The organism is Streptomyces sp. 7N604, from assembly GCF_052245475.1.
GTDB lineage: Bacteria > Actinomycetota > Actinomycetes > Streptomycetales > Streptomycetaceae > Streptomyces.
Genome location: NZ_JBQQBX010000019.1, coordinates 116186 through 135789 on the forward strand (window position 1 = coordinate 116186; position 19604 = coordinate 135789).

Below are 19604 nucleotides of genomic sequence, written 5' to 3' on the forward strand. Positions count from 1 at the left end.
GGTACAGTCCGCTTGCTGTTGCGGAGGTGGTGCGCAGGGCACGGCGCCGCGTCTGGGACTGGGCGCGTATGAGTTCGAGCATGAGACACCTCAGTCCTTCAGCAGGCCGGTGACGAGGGGCAGGGTGTTCGCGAAGGCGCGGTACTGTTCGGAGTCGCACCACTCCAGCGCCAGCTGCGACTTGACCGCCGCGGCTCTCACGGTGTTGCGGTGCTGAACCAGCAGGTCGGGGTCTGGGGCGGTCACGGTCACCCAGCCGGTGAGGCGAATGCCGGCCGCGCCGTTGGCGAGGTCGTGCATGGTGGAGGCCGAGGCGCCCAGCTCGCGCTCCTCGCGCGGGTCCGTGATCTTGCCGGGGTTGCGGTCGGCCTGACCGGCCTCATTGGTTACATCGGCCATTGCGTCTTCCAGGGCCTTGTCGGTCGGCAGCAGCCGCATGGTGACGCCGACTGTCAAGATCACATCCGAGACGTACAGCAGCAGCGGGGCCATGAAGTTGACCCCCACCGGCAGGACCGGAAACTGCTTGATCCAGGCAGTGGACGTGTACCAGGGGTCGGCGCCCTCCCAGCTGCGGGCTGCCATGCGGGTGGGCTCGCGGGCGTCCATCTCGGCGGGCCAGCAACTGCCCCTGTCCATGCCACGGGTGTCGTTCAACCAATGGTCGGGTGCGTAGCTGTGATGGATGAGCGAGGCCAAGGCCGGCTCATCAAGGTTCCGGATCCAGCGCAGTTGAGCGCCGGACAGGTTGCGGATGAACTGCTCGATTTCCTTGCCGAGGACTTCGCCGTACCCGTCGTGCAGGGTCTGGTACTGCAGGGCCTCGGCAGCCAGCTCCTGGGTGTAGGGGATGCCGAGCACGAGGAAGAGGCGACGGTCCTCCGCATAGACCGCGACCATGTCCACCAATTGGTCGTAGGAGTCGCTCAGCCACGAGGGGGCGGCCGGGTCACGGCGCGCGGCGGCGTCATGTGCGTGTGCGTTTGGATCCGTGGGCAGCAGTCGCGCCAGCCACTGCACGTAGGAAATCCGCCCGCCAGACTCGGCGGTCTCCTTGAGCAGGTATTCGTACGCGGCGACGAGCGCTTCCTTGTCCGCGCCGTCCAGGCCGCCGAAGTTCTTCGCTCCCTCCACCTCGATGGACGTCACGAACATCGACTCGGTCGGCTGGAGCAGGACGGCGATGTCGCCGTACGCGGTCTTCGCCGTGATCCATTCCAGCGACTCCGGAACACCCACGGGCTGGGCCACTGGCGCCGGGGTGCCATCCCCGCGCCGACCGGACAGCGGGGCCGTCGACCTGTAGAGCAACTTTCCGTCGCGCAGCAGCCGACGGTAGGAGCGACGGATCTCGAACCATCGCATGAAGGTCCGGCCCTTGTAGGGAACCATCGTCGCCCACACACACGTGCCTGCTGCGCCGAGGCATCCGAGGATCTTCAACACGACACTGGGCAGCGCGGCGAGTAGCCCGACGGACAGGGCGATGCCGCCGAGAAGGACCAGTTGCTCGTCCATTTCGAACCGGCGACCCAACAGGCCGCGGGGTCGCGGTCTGGGGAACGAGAAGACGCGGTCCATGGCGACTCCTTTCGCAGGGTGGCTTGGGTGATGGGCTGCCGATTGCTAGCGCTCGGGCGGCGGGGGGAGAGGGGCAGGAGCGGGCGGCGGGGGTGCCTGGCCCGCGGATGGCCCGGGCGGAGGCGGTGGGGGAGGAGCAGCACGTGACCCCGGCCGCGGAGGCGGTGCGGGAGGCCGCCGCGCGGCGCCCCCTCCGCCCCCGCTGCGTCCGCCCCCGCTGCGTCCGCCGCCTGAGGGGCCGCCACCTTGGCCACCGCCACGTGGGCCGCCGGTGCTGCCGCCGCCGGTCTGACCGGGACCGCCCCTGGAACCCGTCCCGCCGCTCGAGCCAGCCTGCTGGCCGCCGTCGCCAGAGGCGTTGTTGGTGCCGTCGGCAGCCGCCTGCGTGACCTGGTCGCGCACTTGGTCGGCGGCCTGCTTGACGGCCATCCCGGCCGCCACAGGTCCTGCTGCCCCACCAGCGGCACCAGCCCCAGCGCCGCCTCCGCCAGGGGAGGACTTGTTGGCGGCGCGCTGCTTCAGCTCGTCGTTGTCCTTCTTGGCGCCATCCCACCCAGCCTTGGTGTTGCGGTGACGCTGTGCCGCCTCACTCTTGGCCTGGTGCATGCTCTGGATCTCGTCGCCCACGAACGGCAGCCACTTGGCGACTTGGAAGGGCATGAGCAAGGCGATGAAGAACAACGCGAGGAAGGTGATCGCCCCACCGATAGCCCGAGGCAGCGTGATGGTGTCCAGGTCGGTGGCGCCGTCGAATATCGCTCCGGCCAGGGCCAGCGCAAGGTAGATCCCGAGCTTGCTAGCGATGAGCCCGCCCATGATCCCGACCCATTTGCGGATGTGGCCCCACAGGTCCTTGTCGACCAGGCCGCTGAAGACAACAGGCCCGAAGATGAGCCCCATCAGGATCAACGCCTCGCGCACGACAAGCATGACCCACAGGCCGAAGATGGAGAGCAGCAACATCACCAGGATCGGCATCGTAATGATCAGCCCCACGGCCGGCAGGAAGGTGTTGATGGCCACGAGGAAGGCGAATACGGCCAGACCACCGACGAATACTTCGGCGAGGTAATCACCGAGAATTGCCTCGGCGGAGCTATCGACAAAGTCCACCGTGTAGGCCACCGCAGCAGGAGCGAACGCCGTCACGGCGACCGACATCAACAGATAGCCGACGTTTTCCATCGCCGCCTGGCCGATGGGAACGCCGCGCACCACACGCTTCACCACCGATATCAGCCACATGACCATGGTCAGTACGGTGGCGAGCCCGAACACGAGCCCGTACAGGCGCAGGAACCCCGCATTCCCCCAGTCGATCTCAATAAAAATGGCTAGCCCCCCTCAGTCTTCCCAGTCTTCCGGCCATTCTTGGGGGCACTGGGCTTCTTGCCGGTGAGTTCTTCGCCGAATGCTTCGAACATGCCCTTGGTTCCGGCGCGGAGCTTGGACTCGATGTAGCCGAGTGGGTCAGTAGCGAAGTCCACAACCTCGGCCGTCGTCTCGACGGCGCCCTTGACAGGCGAGTTCTCATAAAGCCACTTGGAGCCCTCTTCTGCCTTTTTGCACGCAACGCCGCCGCCCGGCAGATTGCAAGGGTTGAAATCGTCCCAGTCGACGGCATGCGCTTTGGGAGCGGCCGGCCCGGCGACAATGAACGAGGCGGAGAGCAATGCGGCAACAAGCCCCTGGGCTAGCCACCGGCGCACATAATCAGCCTGCATATGGGGGAGCATCGAATTCCTCATTCGCAGAGCGCATCTGACTGGTGGATGATGGAGTCGAGTCAGCCGCAATCAGCGGGGTGGGCCCGTCCGCCCGGTTGATCGTCGCGACCTTCCAGTCGCTGTCCTGCCACTGCAAGATCAGCGTGTAGGTCGACCAGGTGCCCGATACCGGCATCGCCGACTTCTCGCTGGGGACACCGACGATCTCGCTCATCCAGACGTTGACCGTCGCCGTGTCCGAGGAGAAGGCGCTGACCCGCGTGCCAATCGGCGCAGAGCGCATTACCATCTCCGGCGCCGTCTTCGCGGTCACGCCGAGTGCGGCAAGCATCGCCTTGGTCGCGGTGTCGTCCTGTTCGAGCTGGCCCGGAAGTGCCGCGCGGGACATCACCGTCTGCAGCACCTGATGGCGCTGCGCCTCATCGGTGAAATAGCCGGGACTGGAGCGTGCCGTCTGGTAGTTGACGGCAGCAGCCACGGCGCCGTCCTTGGTCCGCGGGTATCCCACGGGCACGCCGTTTTTGACAGTGCGCGCCTTGGCGCCGGGACCGCTGCCGCCGGCCTGGCTCGCCGGCGTCGCCCCGGGGGACTGCGATGATCCTTGGTCCTGCTTTCCGCCCCCGCCGAACAGCATGAGCAGCATGCCGATCAGGAGGACGGCCCCAAAGATGATCGCGCCGATCTTCGCCCGTCGCCACGGGGACTGTGCCCCAATTCCGGGGACCTCGGCCGCCTTCGGCGTCAAATTCCGCGTACCGGACTGCTTCTGGTTCCCAGCCATTAGATTCCAAACCCGTAGACGATGGTGAAGAGCGTTGCCATGGATGCGACGGTGAACAGGCCGAGAAGAGAACTGGCGACCATTGTCTGTCCCTTCTTGGTTTCCATCGTGTTGTGCTGCTGATTGCCGACGCGGATATGGACGGCTCCTATGACGGCGCTACCAAGAAGGAAGAGGATGGCGCCCGCCATAATGACGCCGACAATGATCTTCGCTTTGTCGCCGACCTCGCCGAACACATCCCAGTTAGGCGAGATTCCGTCGACGAGGCCACCGATGCCATCCTTCTTGCCGGCCGCTATTTCGATCAAGTGCTGCGTTGCGTGCACGAATCCCTCCCAGGCTGCGGAAGCCTGCCCCAGTCCGCACGAGGACCTGGACATCCGGTCGTCAGTAGCGAGGAATTCGCGCCACGTGCCGAGAACATGGCACTTGGCAAGACGGGCTGCTGACTAGTTCACCGTCTTCGCCGGTGCGTTGACGCATCGGCGATTAAGTGCCATAGAATTCAACGCGAGTTGTCGATTCCCTGCTGCGTTCACTCGGCGCAGACGCTAGCCGCGCAACGCGCGGCTATGAACAGGCGCATTCGCAGCCCTGGGACGCCCGAGAATCCGGGCTCACCCCATGGCACGGGAATTGCGTTTTCCGTCCCTCGTGGCGGGACGCGCATCGACGACTGGGGATCGAAACATGAGCAAAGCCATCCGCATAGCGGCGGGCGGGGCCGCGGCGGTCTGCGGTGGTCTGCTCTTCCTGCCGCTCATGCTGGGCACCGGCGAGCGGGAGAGCGGCCCAAACTGGGAGGACGCCTGCACTCCGGCCGACCCGGCCGTCCCGGTGGCCGACGAGCAGGACGCCACCCCAAAACCAGCAGCAGGCGGACAGGTCCAGGTCCCCCTGAACCCACAGGGCAGGCAGAAGAGCGCCAACTGGAACAAGGAACAGCGGCACTGGGCCAGCGTGATCACCAACGTGGCCCGCAGCCGCGGCCTGCCGCCGCGCGCAGCGGTCATCGGCGTGGCCACGGCAATCCAGGAGTCCACGCTGGACAACATCGACTACGGCGACCGTGACTCGCTCGGCCTCTTCCAGCAGCGCCCCTCCCAGGGCTGGGGAACCGCCGCACAGGTCACCGACCCGGTCCACGCCAGCAACAGCTTCTACCGCCGCCTCGAGAAAGTGAACAAGTGGCAAACCCGCCCGCTCACCACGGCCGCGCAGGCCGTACAGCGATCCGGCCTCCCGAAGGAGTACGCCAAGTGGGAGAAGACCGCCGGAGAACTGGTCGTCAAGAGCTGGGGCAAGGACGCGGTGCTGACCACCACATCGGGGTGCGACCGCGTCGAGAACGCCGCCAACACCCGCGATGCCAAGGGCTCGGGAGCCTGGGCTCTGCCCGTCGAAAACTCTCGGGTCAGTACCCCCTACAAGGCCGGTGGGGGGATCTGGTCCTCAGGCAGCCACACCGGAATCGACTTTCCCGTCCCCACCGGCACCCGCGTCCAGGCCGTCGGCACAGGCACCGTGGTCGAGGCCGGCTGGGGCGGCGCCTACGGCAACAACGTCGTGATCAAGATGAGCGACGGCAAGTACACCCAGTACGCCCACCTCTCACGCATCACCGTGTCCAAGGGGCAGAAGGTCACCGCCCGCCAGCAGATAGGCCTGTCCGGCGCCACCGGCAACGTCACCGGCCCCCACCTGCACTTCGAAGCCCGCACCGGACCCGCCTACGGGTCCGACATGAATCCCGCCGGCTACCTCCGTGGCCACGGACTGTCGCTGTGACCTCATGAAGGAGGAGAGCTGCCGGCCCAAGGCGCCGGACGGCCCGCACACACCATGAACACCACCACGCGCCACCAGGTCCGCATCACCAGCGACGGCCGGCTGTACATCGATGCCGAACCCCAGCACGTCCCAGACGGTGTCGAACCCTCTCAGGTGGCCATCCACGTCCTCCACGTCGAAGCAGCTGGACGCGGTGAACCGGTCCTGGCTGAGGTCCAGGACGACCGCAGCAACTCCCAGTTCGACATGGAGGTTGGCCCTGACGGATCTACCCAGGCACCGGGCAGTACTCCCGCGCCCGCCTCGCGCCAGGGCGCCTCCTACCTCGAGCGCCTTGCCGCGGCCCAAGCGGCCGGGCGCGCCCACGACTTCACCACGGCCATTCCCGCCGCCGACGAGATACTCCAGCAGCTCACCGCCGAACTCGGCGACACAGCGCAAGAGACTCTCGAAGTCGCCCAGTTCCGCGCCGACCTCGCGTTCCTCAGCGGTGACTTCGCCTACGCCACTTCCTCGTGGACTTGGCTCGCACTCGCCTGGTTCGACCGGCTAGGGCCGGGCAAGCGACGCACTCAGGAAGCAGCGAGCAACGCCGCAGCCGCGTGGATGCGGCTGCCGCCCAGCGACGCGATCGGCCTGGGACCCGACCTGGTCAACATGCTGCTCGAAGTTGCCGCGCCCGAACGCACCGCGACCATGCGCGCACAGATCCAGATGCGACTGCAGGAGATCATCCGCTAGACGAGGATCAACACCAGATGGGTCTTGACAACGTAGTGATCGCCCCAACTGCTACAGTCGCCACAGGCCTGAACAGACCAACTCACCGTTGTTCAGGCGTGCAACCATGGAGGCAGGAGGAGGGAGAGTATGAGCGGTTGGCGTCTCCTGACCCCTTTCGTCTATCTCATCTTCACCATCGCGGGTCTCATCCTGTTCATGGCCGCCCTGATCCTCGCCAGCGACGGCATGAGCATTGACCTGATCGAGGCACTGGCTCTGCTCGCAGCCTGTCTCACTGTCCTCCTCATCACCCACCGCCTCGACACCGGCCGGTGGTTCAGGTGGTCGCGGCGCTGACCTACGAGGTGCCGGCTACCGGCACCTGTCACCGATAGCCAGCATCACGACTGGCAGACTGGGCGGCCTGCTGGCCCTCCTGCTGGGCTTGGTCATGCTGCTGCGGCGTAGCGGACGCGCTGGTCTGGCGGTCACGTGAGGCCTGCACCGCCTCTACCGCTGCACTGCGAGCCGCAGACATCTGCTCGGGTGAGGGGACGCGGCTCCCCACATAGGCCGCATCGATGCCCTGCGCGTCCAGCCACGCGCGCATGGCGGCCCGCTCGGACTCGGGCAGTACGAGCAGCCGCTGCAGCACACCACTGTCGGGCCCCTCTGTCTCCGGCGCGGCGCGCGCGACGCGCTCGGCCATCGCCACAATCGCGCTCCGCACCTCCTCGGCTTGCTCTGCGGCAACACCGAACCCGGCGAAGCCGGTCTGAGGCATCCGCGTCACCCGCGCCAGACTGCGGTGCATACGCAGGAACGGACCAGCAGGGTCCTGCGTGGGCAAATTCCGTGCCTCGCGCTCGAGGACCTGAACGGTGAGCTTGTCGAATGCCCGGGTCCCCCAGTGCCGTTCCTGCATGGTCAGGTCGACGAAGTCACGGGGGTCGAAGCGTCCGCGGACAGCCTGCAGGGAGCGCACCGCCAAGGTGGTCATGGAGCTGACGGGCAGCTTCTCCAGCCCCTGGACCTGCACCGGGTCGTTGTACTGCGGCATGCGCGCCGTGGTGAGACGGATCGGTGGCTCCTCGCCGTGGCGCTGGCCTGGGCCTGTGAACTGCACAGCACGGTAGGTTCCCGGCCCCCCAGCTCCGACAGGATCGGCCCTTACCTCGTAGCCGACGAACTGCAAGGCGCTGGTGATGAGTTCCATCACCCGGTCCGCATCGTGAGCTTGCTCGGTCATGAGGTTGATGTCGCCCACCTGCCGCCGCAGCGCCTGGTGCGCAGCCAGTGCGAGGCCCCCGCCGAGCTCGAGGCGCACACCGATCCCCTCGTGTACGGCGGCGGAGGCGATCTCAGCGGCATGGAGAGCCCTCGGGACGTCCCAGATCACCGCTGGTCACCCGCTCAGCTCAGGGAACCGGTTCTCCCAGGCCCCGCTGACGGGCGGCGGAAGGAGCTCGGTGAGCGCTGGCCACGCGTCGATGAGTCGCTGCGGGTGGAGGAGCTCAGCCTGTTCGGCAGGGCTTCCCGACACGAGGACACGCGCATACAGCTGCACCAGATCTTCCTCGGCGTCCACCCGCGCAGGGAGACCGGCGCGCCAGGCCTCAGGGAGATCGACGGGACCGGCCGGACCGCGGAGATCTCCCCACGATGGAACGATCTGGAACGGGCGAGCCAGGTGCCAGTCCGGACTGTCTGCCCTGGCGACAGCCTGAGCGATATCAGCGTCCAGCCGGCTGCTGAGGTCCCGTGCCATGGATGCGCGCGTGGCCTCCGCGCGACTGAAGTCGATCTCAGGTTCTGCTGCCATCGAGAACATCCCCACTTCCCCAAGGGTGCGACGGGGCAGCCGACGGCCGCCCGCTCAGAAGGTCGAGCCTACGCGGCAACCGATACGTCTCTACTGCAGCCGAGTTGAGGGATGCGAGCTACGGGAAAGGAACGGGCTCGTGCTCCCACGCCGCGGAATATCAGCCGCGGAACGTAGGACGGCAATTCGGGCAAAAAGGAAAGAGACCAGCCATACCCGCACCCCGAAGGGCTGCAGGATTTCGCTGCTCAACTCGTCGGAAGAGCCTGTGAGATGGCTGGTCTCGCTTCTCAGTTAAGCACACCTCGAACACCGACCGTCAAACCCGCCAGCCGCAAGACACTCAACAACAGTGACCCGGCACCGGCGGGACGAGGCATGCATGTCGGCGAACCCGTACCCAGCGGCGCCCCCTCGATGGACCAACTCAAGGCCCAAAACGTCCACCCGTGAACCCAGGGACCCAGCGACGGCGCCCACCCACACGCCAATGGTGTTCCCGCCTCGAGGGACGCCCGAGGAAGTTTTTGCAGTCCCCGGACTCACCCCTTGGACCACCCCCAGCGATCGGCTTGTTGCCGGACGAGCCCGCAGCGGAGCCTGCTAGCAGTCCGCCGTCCTCGTCCGAACGGAGTGTGGCCATGGCCGAGCCTGGCACCCAGACCGCCGCCTGGGCTGAACGGATGGAGCTCCTGAAGGACTCCGCCCAGCAGCGTGTCCTCGGAGCGCCGATGCCCGCCCCGGCCATGGAACAGCTCCTGGCGGACGGCAAGGCGGCCTCGCTGGGACGCTTCGAAGGGAGTCCGATCCGGTACTTGGACCGCTGGTGGCGCCTCAGCGAAGCCGGGTGGGTTGCCCTGGACGAGGCCGGCAGCGCACAGCTCGATCTCCATGCCGAGCGCTACCGCGCCGCGACCGGCGCAGTCGAAGCCGGCACCGCCGAACCGGCTGCCACCGCTCCCACGCCGCGAGACACCACCACGCCGCCCGCCCTTCCGCGCCAGGGGCCGGCATGAACAACGAACGATTCGGCGTGCCCCAGCACGAACTGAACGTGGTCAGCAGCCTGTTGCGCGACCGGCGGGTCGCCTTCGAACAACTGGTCGACTGGGGGCGTAGAGAGCCGCAGTACTGGCTGAGGCCTGAGCACTTCCAGACGGGCTGGCTCGGCGACGCGTACCGCGTGCTGCTCTCCGGCGGACTCGACGAAATCGACCAGAGCCTTCAGGCATACCCGAACGCCGACCCGGCGCAGGTAGCCGCCGACGTAGTCGTGCAGCGCCTCTGGACGCAATACCAGCAGATGGCCGAAAGCGGTGACCCCGGGGCCCGGGCGACCCTCCACGACCGAGAGTTCTGGACGAATACCTACAACGGCCTCCGCCAGCTGTCAGACGCATCCTGGCCCGCTGACCCGAGCGACGCACGCCACGATGCCTACGTCGTCGTGCAGGCCGCCCAGTACCCCTCCGCCACCGAAGGCGTGCCCTTCCAACTGGCCCAAGGACGCCCGTACGACGAGGTGACCCAGCACAGAGAACTCTCCGTCATCGGAGCCGTGCTCAACGACCCCGCTCGGGCCCTGCAGTTCCGCTACACGCCCTCCAACCCCGACGCGTCGCCCTACTGGCTGCAACCGCAGGACTTCGGCGACCCCTCCACCGCGGAGATCTGGGACGCCCTGGTCACCGGTCCCGATCCCGCCATCGCCCTCCCCGCAGCCACAGACCCCAACCTGACACCGGAACAACGCACACAGGCCATGGTCCAGCACGTCTACCGACGCCTTTGGTACAACGACTACCACCGCTCCGGAGCTGACCCGGCCGCACAGGCCCGACTGGAGAACAAAACCAATCAGGCCATAGCGCAAATCCTGGTCAAGGCCAGCCAACCCGACTTCAGCCCCAACCCGGACAACGCGAGCCTGTACGCCGTCAACTTCATTCTCGAGCCCAGCATCCCAGCCGCCGTCGACGCCCTGGCCGGCCAGGTGCGCCGCGACGGGCGCGCCGACGCCTCGCTCTACCAGGTGGCCGTGCAGCTCAGCACGCACGAGCACGCCCTGGATCAGCTGAAGGAACGCCTCGACCACTCTCCCCGCACACTCGACAACTACGGTGCAGCTGAACCCGCCGCCACGCCCTCGCAGGAGGAAGGCCCCCGCTACGCCTCCCGGGACGTCGAGCGGCGGGTCCTGATCTCACTGATCAGAGACCCCGCTCAGCTCAACGATGGCGGACGGGTGCAGAGCCTGGCCGCTCAAGACTTCACCCAACCCGAACACGCATACCTCTTCAAGGCGATCCAGTCCCTGCCCCAGCACGCTGCGCAGGACACGTGGGTGGTGGCCAACCAGGCACGCCAGCTCGCCATCCGAGACCAGGCACCCCGCCTGGACGGGTACGAGCTGGAAAACATCATGCGCGCCGCAACCTCCCTGCCTCCCGTCCCCCCAGCACAGCAGAGCGCCGGCCACCTCATCACCCTGACTGTGCGCCGGACATCGCACGAAGCCAGCACCGCCATAGCAGCAGCCGCGCAGCAGGCCAGTCTCGATCCGCGGCACCTGATCGAGCAGAGCCGCGCCCAGGTCCAGCAAGCCACCCACGAAGCACTGCGCTACCACGACCAGTCAGTACCAGCCCAGACCATGCACTCCGCACCCGGGGCCAATGTCGCTTGATCAGCCCGCGCAAGACTGAAGGGATGGACCGTGGTTGCCGATGAGCCACAGCCAAGCCAGGCTGCTGCAGACCAGCCGGACGACAGCATCCAGGCCGCAATTCGGTGGTTCAGCCTGGACACGGCGGCCACGCGTCAGGCCATCCCGCGCCCTGACCGCCCGCAGCCGACGGGACCGGGCACGCTCCTTGCTGACGCCACATACGACTTGCAGTTCGAGCGCCTGCTCCCTGGGGAGGGGCGCGAGCGGGCCCTCGTCGATGCGCAGGCAACGTGGCTCATCCGGCGACTGCCCGCTGGCCACCAGCCGCCCTCGCTTGACAGTGCCCAACAGGCCGGGCGTGCCTGGGGCGTGCTGATCGCTGCCCACACCGATGTCCTCCCCACCCAGGACGTGCTGACCGCGGTGGCACGCCGCACGGGCATGTCAGTTCGCGCCGCAGACCAGATCATTGCGCAGGCGCGCACTACCAGCGCCGCATACAACCGCGCCACATCCCTCGTGCCCTACGATCACGCCCCAGACGAGGCCCTTATAGCCGACTGGAACCGGCTCGCCGCATGTGGCCCCGAACTGCCCGATGCCGCCGAAAGAGCCCATGACCTCCTCGAACTTCTCGCGCCGCGCATCACGGGGGCCGATGACTACACCTGGATGAACCCCACCGCCCGGCAGGTCGCTCACCTGTACAACACCATCGTCCAGGCCCAGCCCATGCTGCCCTCGCTATCGAGAATCATCCCCGATAAAGGCGCACCAAACGCCGACGCGGGCCAGGACCGCCTCGTAGAAATGCAACAGCAAGGTGCGCTGACCTCCGCCACGACAGCGGCCGCTCGCGCCCAAGCAGTGCTGGACTGGGCCAACAGAGCAGGCACTCCCAACCTCGCCCGAACCAACGCGTTGGAAGCCGCAGGACCAGGGATGCGCACCATCCTCGAGCTGAACCGCGCACTCGCCGCCCTGGAACCCGCGCAGAGCCGCCCTCTGGAGCTCGTGCTCGCCCCCCAGCGTGTCGCCCAGGTCGTCGAGGCGTTCGACCGCCTGGTGGCGCGGATATCGGAAGACCCCCACCTTCCCAGTCCGCTCCCGTCAGCCACGCACCGCCCCGGACGACATCCCCACGCCAGTGAGCGCCACCACCAGCCCCCCGCACCCGGACCCGGAGGCGGAACACCACGGCCGGCTCCCTAACCGGGCTGGCCATGCGCCGTCGTCCGAACCAGCCGGACCAGGCTGATTCGCTCCGTTCTACTGCCACCCGCTGTGGCTGACCCCCACGCTCCGCTACGCTCGGAGTGGTCAGCCGCAGGAGGAGGTTCCCATGAGCAGCCGTGAGTGGACCATCGACGGGATCGCCCACGCGATCGGCGTGCCAGAACAGCGGCAGAAGTTCCTGCGCGACATAAACCTCACTCCGCTCGCGGACTTGCCCGCGGTCTTGGACCGCTGGGTTCGGCACGTGATCGCTCTCGAGGCCGCGAAGCCGGGCATCCAGGCACTTCATGCGGCCGCGGCCGCGGGCGAGGACCTGCCAGCCGAATTCCAGCACTCCGACGAGGCCGCGTCCGTTATGGAGCAGTGGCGCGTCCAGGCCCAGCAGGCTCGCGGAGCCGCGTGACCTGGACGTTCGTACGTAGCCCCCACACCATTGATCAGCTAGCGGGGTTGCCCGCCGAGGCCCGCGCAGCGGCCCTGGATCTCATCGATCGCCTGGAGACGGATCCGTACGGCAACTCGGCCTCCTACGGTGAAGACGACGGCATGACGCGGCAGACCTGGTTCGCTGACTGGGGCACCATGGTGATCTTGTGTAATCCGGTCACTCGTCGCATCACACTGCTCGCCGTGGTGTGGACGTCCTGACCTCGATAACTCCGGCTCCGCTGGGCGCCGCCCGGCCGCGAGCTGAGGGTGGACATCCTCCGGCCGCCCGCACACCTACTCAGTGTCGTCGAGGCGGGAGCCCTTGTGGGAAGGTGCTTCACTTCCCACAGCGGCCGGGGGAACCGGTCGACGCTGCTTCCCAGCGAGATCCACATACTCAAACAGCATGTGGATCTTGGTACCTGAGCGGAACTGGACGCCGCACCCGCGGTACATAAGCCGGCACCTCGCGGTCACTGTACGAATAGGCCGCTCTTCCGCCGCCTCGGTCATCAGTGCGGGAGGCAACTACGATCTCGCCATGGCCAAGCTATTCACGCACCGATTGCGAGTGCGCTACAGCGAGTGTGACCAGCAAGGCGTGGTGTTCAACGGTCACTACCTCTTCTACTACGACGTCGCCGTGACCGAGCTGTGGCGGGAGGTCATCGGGGACTACGCGTCCATGGTTGAGGGCGGAGCCGACCTAGTCGTGGCAGAAGCGCGGATTCTCTACCGCCTGGGGGCGCGCTTCGATGAGCTGCTCGACATTGAGATGCCCATCACCCATCTCGGAACAACGAGCATGATCGTGCGCCCGGTGTTCAAGGTCGGTGAACGGCTCGTCGCAGAGGGTGAAGTACGGCACGTATTCATCGATCCCGCGACCAGCAGCAAGAAGGAGATGCCCACCGCGGTTCGTTCGGCCCTCCAGCCCTACACCTCAGCAGGGTAAGAGGACCAGCACAGCAGCACGCGCTTCGCAAGCCCGATGATCAGCGGTGGGTCACGCCCAATAACTGATGAAAGGCCCCTGGCTCACGCCTCGGGGCCTTTTTCAACGAGTTCTTCAGCGGTTGGACGAAGTGAGAGCCGGCCCGTCCCGTCAAGGGCATCTTCGGCGTCGCGGGCGATGACCTTCGGGCACCCCCCGAGGGTTGACGCCCCTGAGATTCCCACCCGTGCCCCCGTACAGGCCGTCCGCGCGTACCGGGTCCTGTGGACCGGTGAGATCTGCGGCCGGATAGAAGCCGGTCACGCGGTTGCTGCTGGCCAGCACCACCCGCTCGGTCCCTCCGCGCCGCGCCGCTTCCAGGACGTGCTGGGTGCCGAGCACGTTGGCTTCGAGCAGGCGGCGCCGCCTCCACGGCGGCCGCGTCCCGCAAGGCCACGGTGTGCACGTCCTCATTTTCAGCCTCCGGCCGAAGCGGCACATGGTCGAGCAGGATCAACCGCGCCGCCTCGTGCTGCAGCGCCTCCCTTACCACGGAACCGATGTTCCCCGCCGTGCTGGGGCCCGCACCTTTTTGCAATTGCCGCAACTCCATTGCATATGCTGCAAGCCAGTGTCTATAGTTGAGACCATGTCGACGAGCACCCTGGAGTCGCTGCGGCGATCCGTAGACGCGCTACTGAAGGCCACGGGCCAGACTCAGGTCGAGCTGGCCGCAGGCATCGACCTCCCCCACTACGCCGTCAGTCGTCGCCAATCCCATTCGCCGTGGAGCTTTGACGAGGCGGACCGAATCGCCGTGCACTTCGGCGTGCCCGTCCTCAAGCTTCTAGCCGGCCCCGCGGAAGCGTGCGAAGCCCTCGCGAACCGCCTGGGGTACTCGTTGCCCGAGCTGCTCGCAAACCCGAGCCTGGCCACCGCCAACTCAGCCCCGGTGGCGCAGAACCCCGCCACCGACGAGCCCTTGGTCCCGGCATCGCAAGTCGCCCCAGTCCAAGAGGACTCGGCTGATGAAATGGAATGGCTTACCCAGCCCGAGCCCTGCGTCCTGTGTGGCTTCCCGGCCACGACGCGACTTCAGGGCTTCGTCCAGCACCCCACCGCCGACGACTGCCAGGCCGCACGGCAGGCGAGCCAGCCGACACCCAGTGCGAGCCCCGCCAGCGAGGCCGCACCGCAGCCTCAGGATCCGCCGACTGAGTCGGCCGCGCGCACTCGAGGAGTCCGCCGGAACCGGGACACCCGGCCCGGACGCCCGCGGCAGGAACGCGCGGACACCACAGCGGCTGGCATCACCTTCCTGCACCACAACGTCCGGGCCGCCCTGGAGAGCCACGGTGGAGACATCGAGGCCGCCCAGGAGTACCTGCTCCCGAAGGCCATTCCGCATGCCGTGGAACTGCTTGACATCACCCGCAGGGGCGGCCGCTATGACGTTGTTGCCTACCCGTGGCTTCCCGAGATCTTCGACAAGCCGACCAACGACAAGGCCGATCAGATCTGGGAGGCGCGTCCCAAGTGGACTCGCCGCCGGGAAACCCTCCCGCCGGGTACCCACACGATCGACGAGCTGGACATGAATGGTGCCTATCTCAGTGCTCTCAAGACGCACTTGCCGCTCGGCGAACCCGAGCACACCACCGGCCCGATCGATACCCAGAAGGAACGGCGCGCCGGAGTCCACCTCGTGACGCCGGGAGAGTGGGTGCACGAGCACCTGCCCAACCCCATCGGAGCCCGCGATGAACCCGGACCACTGTGGATCACGGAACCCACACTGCGGCTGCTCAAGCGCCTATCGACCGACAAGTACCACCGACTGTGCGCTCCCCCGGAGATCCACGAATCATGGACCAGCGGCAGCACGGAACACCTCTTCGAATACTTCCGGGCGGCGCTCACGCAGGTGCGCGAGGAGGCGATCGCCAGCCATGACGATCTCACCCTGGAATATGTCAAGGCGATGTACTCCAAGTTCGTCTCCACCCTGGGCCACTCGAACTACCAACGAGACATCATCCGCCCCGACTGGATGCACATCATCCGGTCACAAGCCTTCTCGAACCTCTGGGGGAAGGCGTACAAGGCAAACGAGGTCGGAATGCACGTCGTTAGGGTCATGGGCACCGACGAGCTCCACGTCATCGGCGACTGGCGCAACGTCTTCAACGAGGGACGCGCCGTGACACAGGTCAAGCTCAAGGACCAGCACACGATCACCATCGGCTCAGAGGAGTAGACGTGCCCGGCAGGACCATTGACTTCGGGCACTACGGCGCGAAGGGGGAGCGGAGCAGTCTCGCTGTCGCGCGAGTCCTTGACTCGCTGGCCGGCGGAATCTCCTCGCCGGTGACCACACGCCGCGGCCTCACCGCGCGCCTGCGCTACATGACCCGCTCGGAGCACGCCCGCAGGGCCATGATCGATGAAGGACTCAAGCCGAGTGCCAAGACACTGGCGAGGTGGCTCGAGGGAACCCAGACCCCCAGAGCCGCTAACCTCACGCTCATTGACCAGACGTATCGCCGCATGCGACGGCGCAACGTCGCTCGCTACCTCCTGCAGCGGCTCAACGCCAGCGGTGGCACGCGCGTCGAGATCCATCCGGCCGACGACAGTCAAGTGGCTCCGCGCCACCGGCGCCCGGACAGGCGCCTGCGCCGGATCAACATCCGCCGCTGGGACCGCATCGTCGAGGCATGGGCGGACGGTGGCTGGGAGAGGGGCATCGAAGCGCCCCTCGACGATGCGTGGATTGACGAGCTCAGCGACGCCATCGGCTCCGACTGGGGCGCCTACGAGTACACCAAGTCGCTCGGCTTCAATGCCTGACCCCAGCTGAGAGCACGCCGCAATCGGCGAGTTCCTTCAACCGCGGCCCGCGCCCCTGAACCGGGAGCGCGGGCCGCCGGCGTTCCTGCTCCGTGCCCGACGCGTGCCTCGGTCTACTTAGTCCCGCTTCTCGGGACGTGCTTGGCGATTGCGACCTCACCAGGTGGGACGGCGCGGTCCTGAGGCGGACTCGACGGCGCCGAGAGATAGAGGCTCAGCATGCCGGGCCGTCTTCTCGCGGGCGCCGACGCCGGCAGCTACCAGCCACCCGGCCACCCGGCCACCCATGAGCCTGCACCACCAGGAATGGAGTTCTATCCGATGCCCAAACTGCGCAAGACCCTCGCTGCTGCCACCGTCGGACTTGCAGCTGTGGCGGGCAGTGTCATGACCGCGCCCGCCGCCAACGCCGCCACATCTCTGTGCGGCTCCAGCTATGGCTACGTCGGTAAGCACGCAATGACGCGGTACTCCGGCGTCGGTGGGCCGCGGATCGGCGGCTACGTGTACGTCTACTACAGCAGCAAAACCCAGCACAACTGTGCGATAGCTAAGCCTGTCTCCGAACTTCGTGGTTCAGCTCGGAAGCTCGGAGTCGGACTGTACAGCCCCGCCTACAGGAGGGGGCACTCCGACGGTTACAACTCGTGGGAGAACTACCGGCGCTGGGCAGGACCGGTGTACGTCAAGGCACCACACTCCTGCATCAACCTGGTCGGCGACGTCTCCACAACCCTCGCCCACTACAGCGTGAACAAGAAAGGCGTTCACTGCGATTGATCACAGGGGGTAGTTCGATACGGCGAGAACCCCCGGGGTCAAGTTAGGAACGCACCGGCCGGGTGCAGGGGCCGCACCCCGCTTAACCGGGTTGCGGCCCTGCACCCGGCGGAATGCTCACCCGCCCGGTCAGCGGCTTCACGACGTCGCCTCCGGGTCACGTCCCTCCTGCGAAACCCACGGCGTGCAGGTGAACGCACCCCTCGGCGTACGCAGCGAGGCGCAAGCCCTCGACCCGCGGCCGAGTCGACGCCCTGGTCACCAAGGTGCTCAAGGCGGCGGCCGCGATCAACGCCGACCCGGGCGCCACCTTGTATTGGGTCCAGGAGATCCGCGCGGTGGGCGCCTACGCCGAGCCCGCAGCGGACCCGCTCCTCGCTCGACCGCTCGCGCTCGCCGGACGCAGCAAGGCCGTACGCCTGTTCACGCTGGGCGAGGACACCGACGGACCGGTGCTCTTCCGCGGGGAACGCGACCTAGAGTGGCCGGAACCGGCCAGGAGTTCAGTTCTGGACCGGGCTCGCCGCCGGCCGCTCCCTGGTCGCGGTGTCCGTCGGCACCCGGCGCAACACTGCCGCAACCACCGCGGCACCCATCGCCAGCACCGCTGCGCTCACCGCTGCCGCCACCCGCAGCCCGTCCGTGAACGCCTGCCCGGCCGCCGTCAGGACCTCGGCGGGCAGCTCACTGGCCGCGCCCTTGGCGCCGCCGAGCGTGGACCGGGCGGCCTCCGCCGCCTCGGACGGCTCGGCGTCGTGCGGCAGCACGCCGTCCATGCCCTGCCGGTACACGAAGGTCGCACTGCTGCCCAGGAGTGCGATGCCGAGGGCGATGCCGAGTTCCTGGGTGGTCTCGGTGATCGCGGAGGCGGCGCCTGTGCGTTCGGCCGGTGCGGCCCCGACCACGACGTCGACGCCGAGGGCCAGGACGGGCATGAGACCGCCGAAGAGGAACACCAGGGCACCAATCACGATCACCAGCTCGGCACCAGTGCCACCGAGCAGTGCCAGTGCGGCGAGTCCGAGAGCGGCCAGCGCCATGCCGCCCGCGAGCACCGAGGCCTGGCCCACCCGCTGCGCGAGGGTCGGGACGAGCACCGTCGTCACCGCCCCGGCCAGGAACGGCGGGAGCGTCCACACGCCGGCCTCGAACGGCGCCAGGCCGAAGACGAGTTGCAGGTGCTGCAGGGTCAGATAGCCGATTCCGCCGACGGCGACCGCGCCGACGGTGAGCGCGAGCAGCGCGACACGGACCGTGTTCCGACGGAACAGCGTGACATCGATCAGCGGGTTCGCGGTGGTGCGCTGCCGCTGTACGAAGAGCAGACAGCCGAGTGCGCCGGCGGCCATCGCCAGCACCGGCCACAAGGTCAGGCCGCTCTCCGCGACCTTCTTCAGGCCGTACATGCCGCTGAGCACCGCCACCAGGGCGACCATGGCGCTCGTCAGGTCGAGCCGCCCGGGCTGCGGGTCACGGTACTCGGGCAGCACCGTGGGCCCCGCACTGAGCAGCAGAAGCATCACCGGCACGCCGATCAGGAACGCCGCGCCCCACCAGAAGAATTCAAGGAGCGCGCCGCCGACGAGCGGCCCGATGGCCGAGCCCGCCATGAAGCTCATGAACCACAGGGAGATCGCTCTCGTCCGCTGCTGCGGATCGCGGAACATGTGACGGATCAGGGAGACGGTCGACGGGGCGAGCGTGGCACCGGATATGCCCAGCAGAGCGCGGGCCGCGATGAGCAGCTCCGCACTGGTGGCGAACGCGGCGAGTACCGAGGCCACGCCGAACCCGGCGGCGCCGATGAGGAGCAGCCGCCGACGGCCGATCCGGTCGCCGAGCGTGCCCATCGTGACCAGGAAGCCCGCAATCATGAAGCCGTAGACGTCGACGATCCACAGCAGTTGGGAGCTGCTCGGGCCCAGTTCCATGCTGAGCGCGGGGACCGCCAGGTGCAGCACCGTGAGGTCCATCGACACGAGCATGGCGGGCAGGCTGAGCAACGCGAGGCCGATCCACTCCCGCCTCCCGGCCGGGGAATGGTCGACTGACTGACGCGTGGGCAACTGATGTCTCCTTCGGCCCTTGCGGATCCCTCTTCGGCCCTGTGGATCCCTCGGATCGTGCGGGTCAGGCCTTGGTGCGGGCGGGCTCGCCCAAGTCGGCCCGGGTCTCGGCCCAAGTGGCCCGCCGGGCGACAGTCACGCGAGGATCGACGCGGCAATTACCACGTTTTCCCGGGCGGCTGTGACTCCCCCCATAACCGAGACCCGGCGCGT

20 protein-coding genes and 1 pseudogene are annotated in these 19604 nt (G+C 67.4%); 12 read left to right on the plus strand and 9 right to left on the minus strand.

All coding sequences use genetic code 11. The features are described from left to right. Positions 1 to 90: 90 nt before the first annotated feature. The 5 genes from ACTWP8_RS21735 to ACTWP8_RS21755 all read right to left on the minus strand — a co-directional run bounded on the left by ACTWP8_RS21735 (position 91) and on the right by ACTWP8_RS21755 (position 4418). On the minus strand, positions 91 to 1581 hold the full coding sequence (locus tag ACTWP8_RS21735) for an SCO6880 family protein (protein WP_443323820.1): 1491 nt from the start codon (positions 1579 to 1581) through the stop codon (positions 91 to 93). Positions 1582 to 1626: 45 nt separating this feature from the next. Beyond that, complete coding sequence (locus tag ACTWP8_RS21740; RefSeq protein ID WP_443323821.1) at positions 1627 to 2832, minus strand: hypothetical protein; 1206 nt, start codon at positions 2830 to 2832, stop codon at positions 1627 to 1629. A gap of 83 nt (positions 2833 to 2915) precedes the next feature. Continuing rightward, positions 2916 to 3305, minus strand: coding sequence for a hypothetical protein (locus ACTWP8_RS21745; RefSeq protein ID WP_443323822.1), 390 nt, complete (start codon positions 3303 to 3305; stop codon positions 2916 to 2918). Then, entirely contained in the window at positions 3295 to 4089 is a 795-nt protein-coding gene (locus tag ACTWP8_RS21750; RefSeq protein ID WP_443323823.1) for a hypothetical protein, read from the minus strand. The genes ACTWP8_RS21745 and ACTWP8_RS21750 overlap by 11 nt, the downstream gene beginning before the upstream one ends. After that, positions 4089 to 4418 carry a hypothetical protein gene (locus ACTWP8_RS21755; RefSeq protein ID WP_443323824.1) on the minus strand — a complete coding sequence of 110 codons (330 nt, stop codon included), beginning with the start codon at positions 4416 to 4418 and terminating at the stop codon, positions 4089 to 4091. The genes ACTWP8_RS21750 and ACTWP8_RS21755 overlap by 1 nt, the downstream gene beginning before the upstream one ends. 1078 nt (positions 4419 to 5496) lie before the next feature. Between ACTWP8_RS21755 and ACTWP8_RS21760 the strand changes: the two are divergent. From ACTWP8_RS21760 to ACTWP8_RS21770, 3 genes and pseudogenes are all read left to right on the plus strand, one after another. Then, a pseudogene (locus tag ACTWP8_RS21760) lies at positions 5497 to 5880 on the plus strand (M23 family metallopeptidase); the annotation flags it as partial. A 54-nt stretch (positions 5881 to 5934) separates the two neighbouring features. Then, on the plus strand, positions 5935 to 6624 hold the full coding sequence (locus ACTWP8_RS21765; RefSeq protein WP_443323825.1) for a hypothetical protein: 690 nt from the start codon (positions 5935 to 5937) through the stop codon (positions 6622 to 6624). Positions 6625 to 6753: 129 nt separating this feature from the next. Beyond that, the gene (locus ACTWP8_RS21770) at positions 6754 to 6963 is read left to right on the plus strand and encodes a hypothetical protein (protein WP_443323826.1); all 210 of its coding nucleotides are present in this window, start codon (positions 6754 to 6756) and stop codon (positions 6961 to 6963) included. Positions 6964 to 6991: 28 nt separating this feature from the next. On the opposite strand, the gene ACTWP8_RS21775 is transcribed toward ACTWP8_RS21770, so the two are convergent. Then, positions 6992 to 8005 carry a hypothetical protein gene (locus ACTWP8_RS21775; RefSeq protein WP_443323827.1) on the minus strand — a complete coding sequence of 338 codons (1014 nt, stop codon included), beginning with the start codon at positions 8003 to 8005 and terminating at the stop codon, positions 6992 to 6994. A gap of 6 nt (positions 8006 to 8011) precedes the next feature. Then, complete coding sequence (locus ACTWP8_RS21780) at positions 8012 to 8428, minus strand: hypothetical protein (protein ID WP_443323828.1); 417 nt, start codon at positions 8426 to 8428, stop codon at positions 8012 to 8014. Between the two features lie 641 nt (positions 8429 to 9069). Here ACTWP8_RS21780 and ACTWP8_RS21785 point away from each other — a divergent pair. The 6 genes from ACTWP8_RS21785 (at position 9070) to ACTWP8_RS21810 (ending at position 13716) form a co-directional block, all read left to right on the plus strand. Continuing rightward, positions 9070 to 9444: a hypothetical protein gene (locus ACTWP8_RS21785; RefSeq protein WP_443323829.1), complete on the plus strand. Its 375-nt coding sequence runs from the start codon at positions 9070 to 9072 to the stop codon at positions 9442 to 9444. Beyond that, complete coding sequence (locus tag ACTWP8_RS21790; protein WP_443323830.1) at positions 9441 to 11114, plus strand: hypothetical protein; 1674 nt, start codon at positions 9441 to 9443, stop codon at positions 11112 to 11114. The genes ACTWP8_RS21785 and ACTWP8_RS21790 overlap by 4 nt, the downstream gene beginning before the upstream one ends. Before the next feature lie 30 nt (positions 11115 to 11144). Continuing rightward, on the plus strand, positions 11145 to 12308 hold the full coding sequence (locus tag ACTWP8_RS21795) for a hypothetical protein (RefSeq protein WP_443323831.1): 1164 nt from the start codon (positions 11145 to 11147) through the stop codon (positions 12306 to 12308). Between the two features lie 130 nt (positions 12309 to 12438). Then, positions 12439 to 12735, plus strand: a complete 297-nt coding sequence (locus tag ACTWP8_RS21800; protein ID WP_443323832.1) for a hypothetical protein — start codon at positions 12439 to 12441, stop codon at positions 12733 to 12735. Then, a complete protein-coding gene (locus ACTWP8_RS21805; protein ID WP_443323833.1) occupies positions 12732 to 12980 on the plus strand; it encodes a hypothetical protein in 249 nt (82 codons plus the stop codon). Before ACTWP8_RS21800 ends, ACTWP8_RS21805 begins: the two co-directional genes overlap by 4 nt. 322 nt (positions 12981 to 13302) lie before the next feature. After that, positions 13303 to 13716 carry an acyl-CoA thioesterase gene (locus ACTWP8_RS21810; RefSeq protein WP_443323834.1) on the plus strand — a complete coding sequence of 138 codons (414 nt, stop codon included), beginning with the start codon at positions 13303 to 13305 and terminating at the stop codon, positions 13714 to 13716. 150 nt (positions 13717 to 13866) lie between these two features. Here ACTWP8_RS21810 and ACTWP8_RS21815 read toward each other — a convergent pair whose 3' ends face one another. Continuing rightward, the gene (locus tag ACTWP8_RS21815) at positions 13867 to 14196 is read right to left on the minus strand and encodes an NAD-dependent epimerase/dehydratase family protein (RefSeq protein WP_443323835.1); all 330 of its coding nucleotides are present in this window, start codon (positions 14194 to 14196) and stop codon (positions 13867 to 13869) included. 148 nt (positions 14197 to 14344) lie between these two features. Here ACTWP8_RS21815 and ACTWP8_RS21820 point away from each other — a divergent pair, with 148 nt between their 5' ends. From ACTWP8_RS21820 to ACTWP8_RS21830, 3 genes are all read left to right on the plus strand, one after another. After that, a complete protein-coding gene (locus tag ACTWP8_RS21820) occupies positions 14345 to 15952 on the plus strand; it encodes a hypothetical protein (protein ID WP_443323836.1) in 1608 nt (535 codons plus the stop codon). Positions 15953 to 15954: 2 nt separating this feature from the next. After that, on the plus strand, positions 15955 to 16545 hold the full coding sequence (locus tag ACTWP8_RS21825; RefSeq protein WP_443323837.1) for a transcriptional regulator: 591 nt from the start codon (positions 15955 to 15957) through the stop codon (positions 16543 to 16545). Between the two features lie 321 nt (positions 16546 to 16866). Further along, positions 16867 to 17325: a hypothetical protein gene (locus ACTWP8_RS21830; RefSeq protein ID WP_443323838.1), complete on the plus strand. Its 459-nt coding sequence runs from the start codon at positions 16867 to 16869 to the stop codon at positions 17323 to 17325. Between the two features lie 503 nt (positions 17326 to 17828). On the opposite strand, the gene ACTWP8_RS21835 is transcribed toward ACTWP8_RS21830, so the two are convergent. Beyond that, positions 17829 to 19391, minus strand: coding sequence for an MFS transporter (locus ACTWP8_RS21835; protein WP_443323839.1), 1563 nt, complete (start codon positions 19389 to 19391; stop codon positions 17829 to 17831). Positions 19392 to 19604 lie beyond the last annotated feature (213 nt).

Coding starts and splice junctions, on each gene's coding strand:
- ACTWP8_RS21735 (WP_443323820.1), bottom strand. CDS start 1,581: ATGGACCGCGTCTTCTCGTTCCCCAGACCGCGACCCCGCGGCCTGTTG.
- ACTWP8_RS21740 (WP_443323821.1), bottom strand. CDS start 2,832: ATGGTCATGTGGCTGATATCGGTGGTGAAGCGTGTGGTGCGCGGCGTT.
- ACTWP8_RS21745 (WP_443323822.1), bottom strand. CDS start 3,305: ATGCAGGCTGATTATGTGCGCCGGTGGCTAGCCCAGGGGCTTGTTGCC.
- ACTWP8_RS21750 (WP_443323823.1), bottom strand. CDS start 4,089: ATGGCTGGGAACCAGAAGCAGTCCGGTACGCGGAATTTGACGCCGAAG.
- ACTWP8_RS21765 (WP_443323825.1), top strand. CDS start 5,935: ATGAACACCACCACGCGCCACCAGGTCCGCATCACCAGCGACGGCCGG.
- ACTWP8_RS21770 (WP_443323826.1), top strand. CDS start 6,754: ATGAGCGGTTGGCGTCTCCTGACCCCTTTCGTCTATCTCATCTTCACC.
- ACTWP8_RS21780 (WP_443323828.1), bottom strand. CDS start 8,428: ATGGCAGCAGAACCTGAGATCGACTTCAGTCGCGCGGAGGCCACGCGC.
- ACTWP8_RS21785 (WP_443323829.1), top strand. CDS start 9,070: ATGGCCGAGCCTGGCACCCAGACCGCCGCCTGGGCTGAACGGATGGAG.
- ACTWP8_RS21790 (WP_443323830.1), top strand. CDS start 9,441: ATGAACAACGAACGATTCGGCGTGCCCCAGCACGAACTGAACGTGGTC.
- ACTWP8_RS21800 (WP_443323832.1), top strand. CDS start 12,439: ATGAGCAGCCGTGAGTGGACCATCGACGGGATCGCCCACGCGATCGGC.
- ACTWP8_RS21810 (WP_443323834.1), top strand. CDS start 13,303: ATGGCCAAGCTATTCACGCACCGATTGCGAGTGCGCTACAGCGAGTGT.
- ACTWP8_RS21815 (WP_443323835.1), bottom strand. CDS start 14,196: ATGTGCCGCTTCGGCCGGAGGCTGAAAATGAGGACGTGCACACCGTGG.
- ACTWP8_RS21820 (WP_443323836.1), top strand. CDS start 14,345: ATGTCGACGAGCACCCTGGAGTCGCTGCGGCGATCCGTAGACGCGCTA.
- ACTWP8_RS21830 (WP_443323838.1), top strand. CDS start 16,867: ATGCCCAAACTGCGCAAGACCCTCGCTGCTGCCACCGTCGGACTTGCA.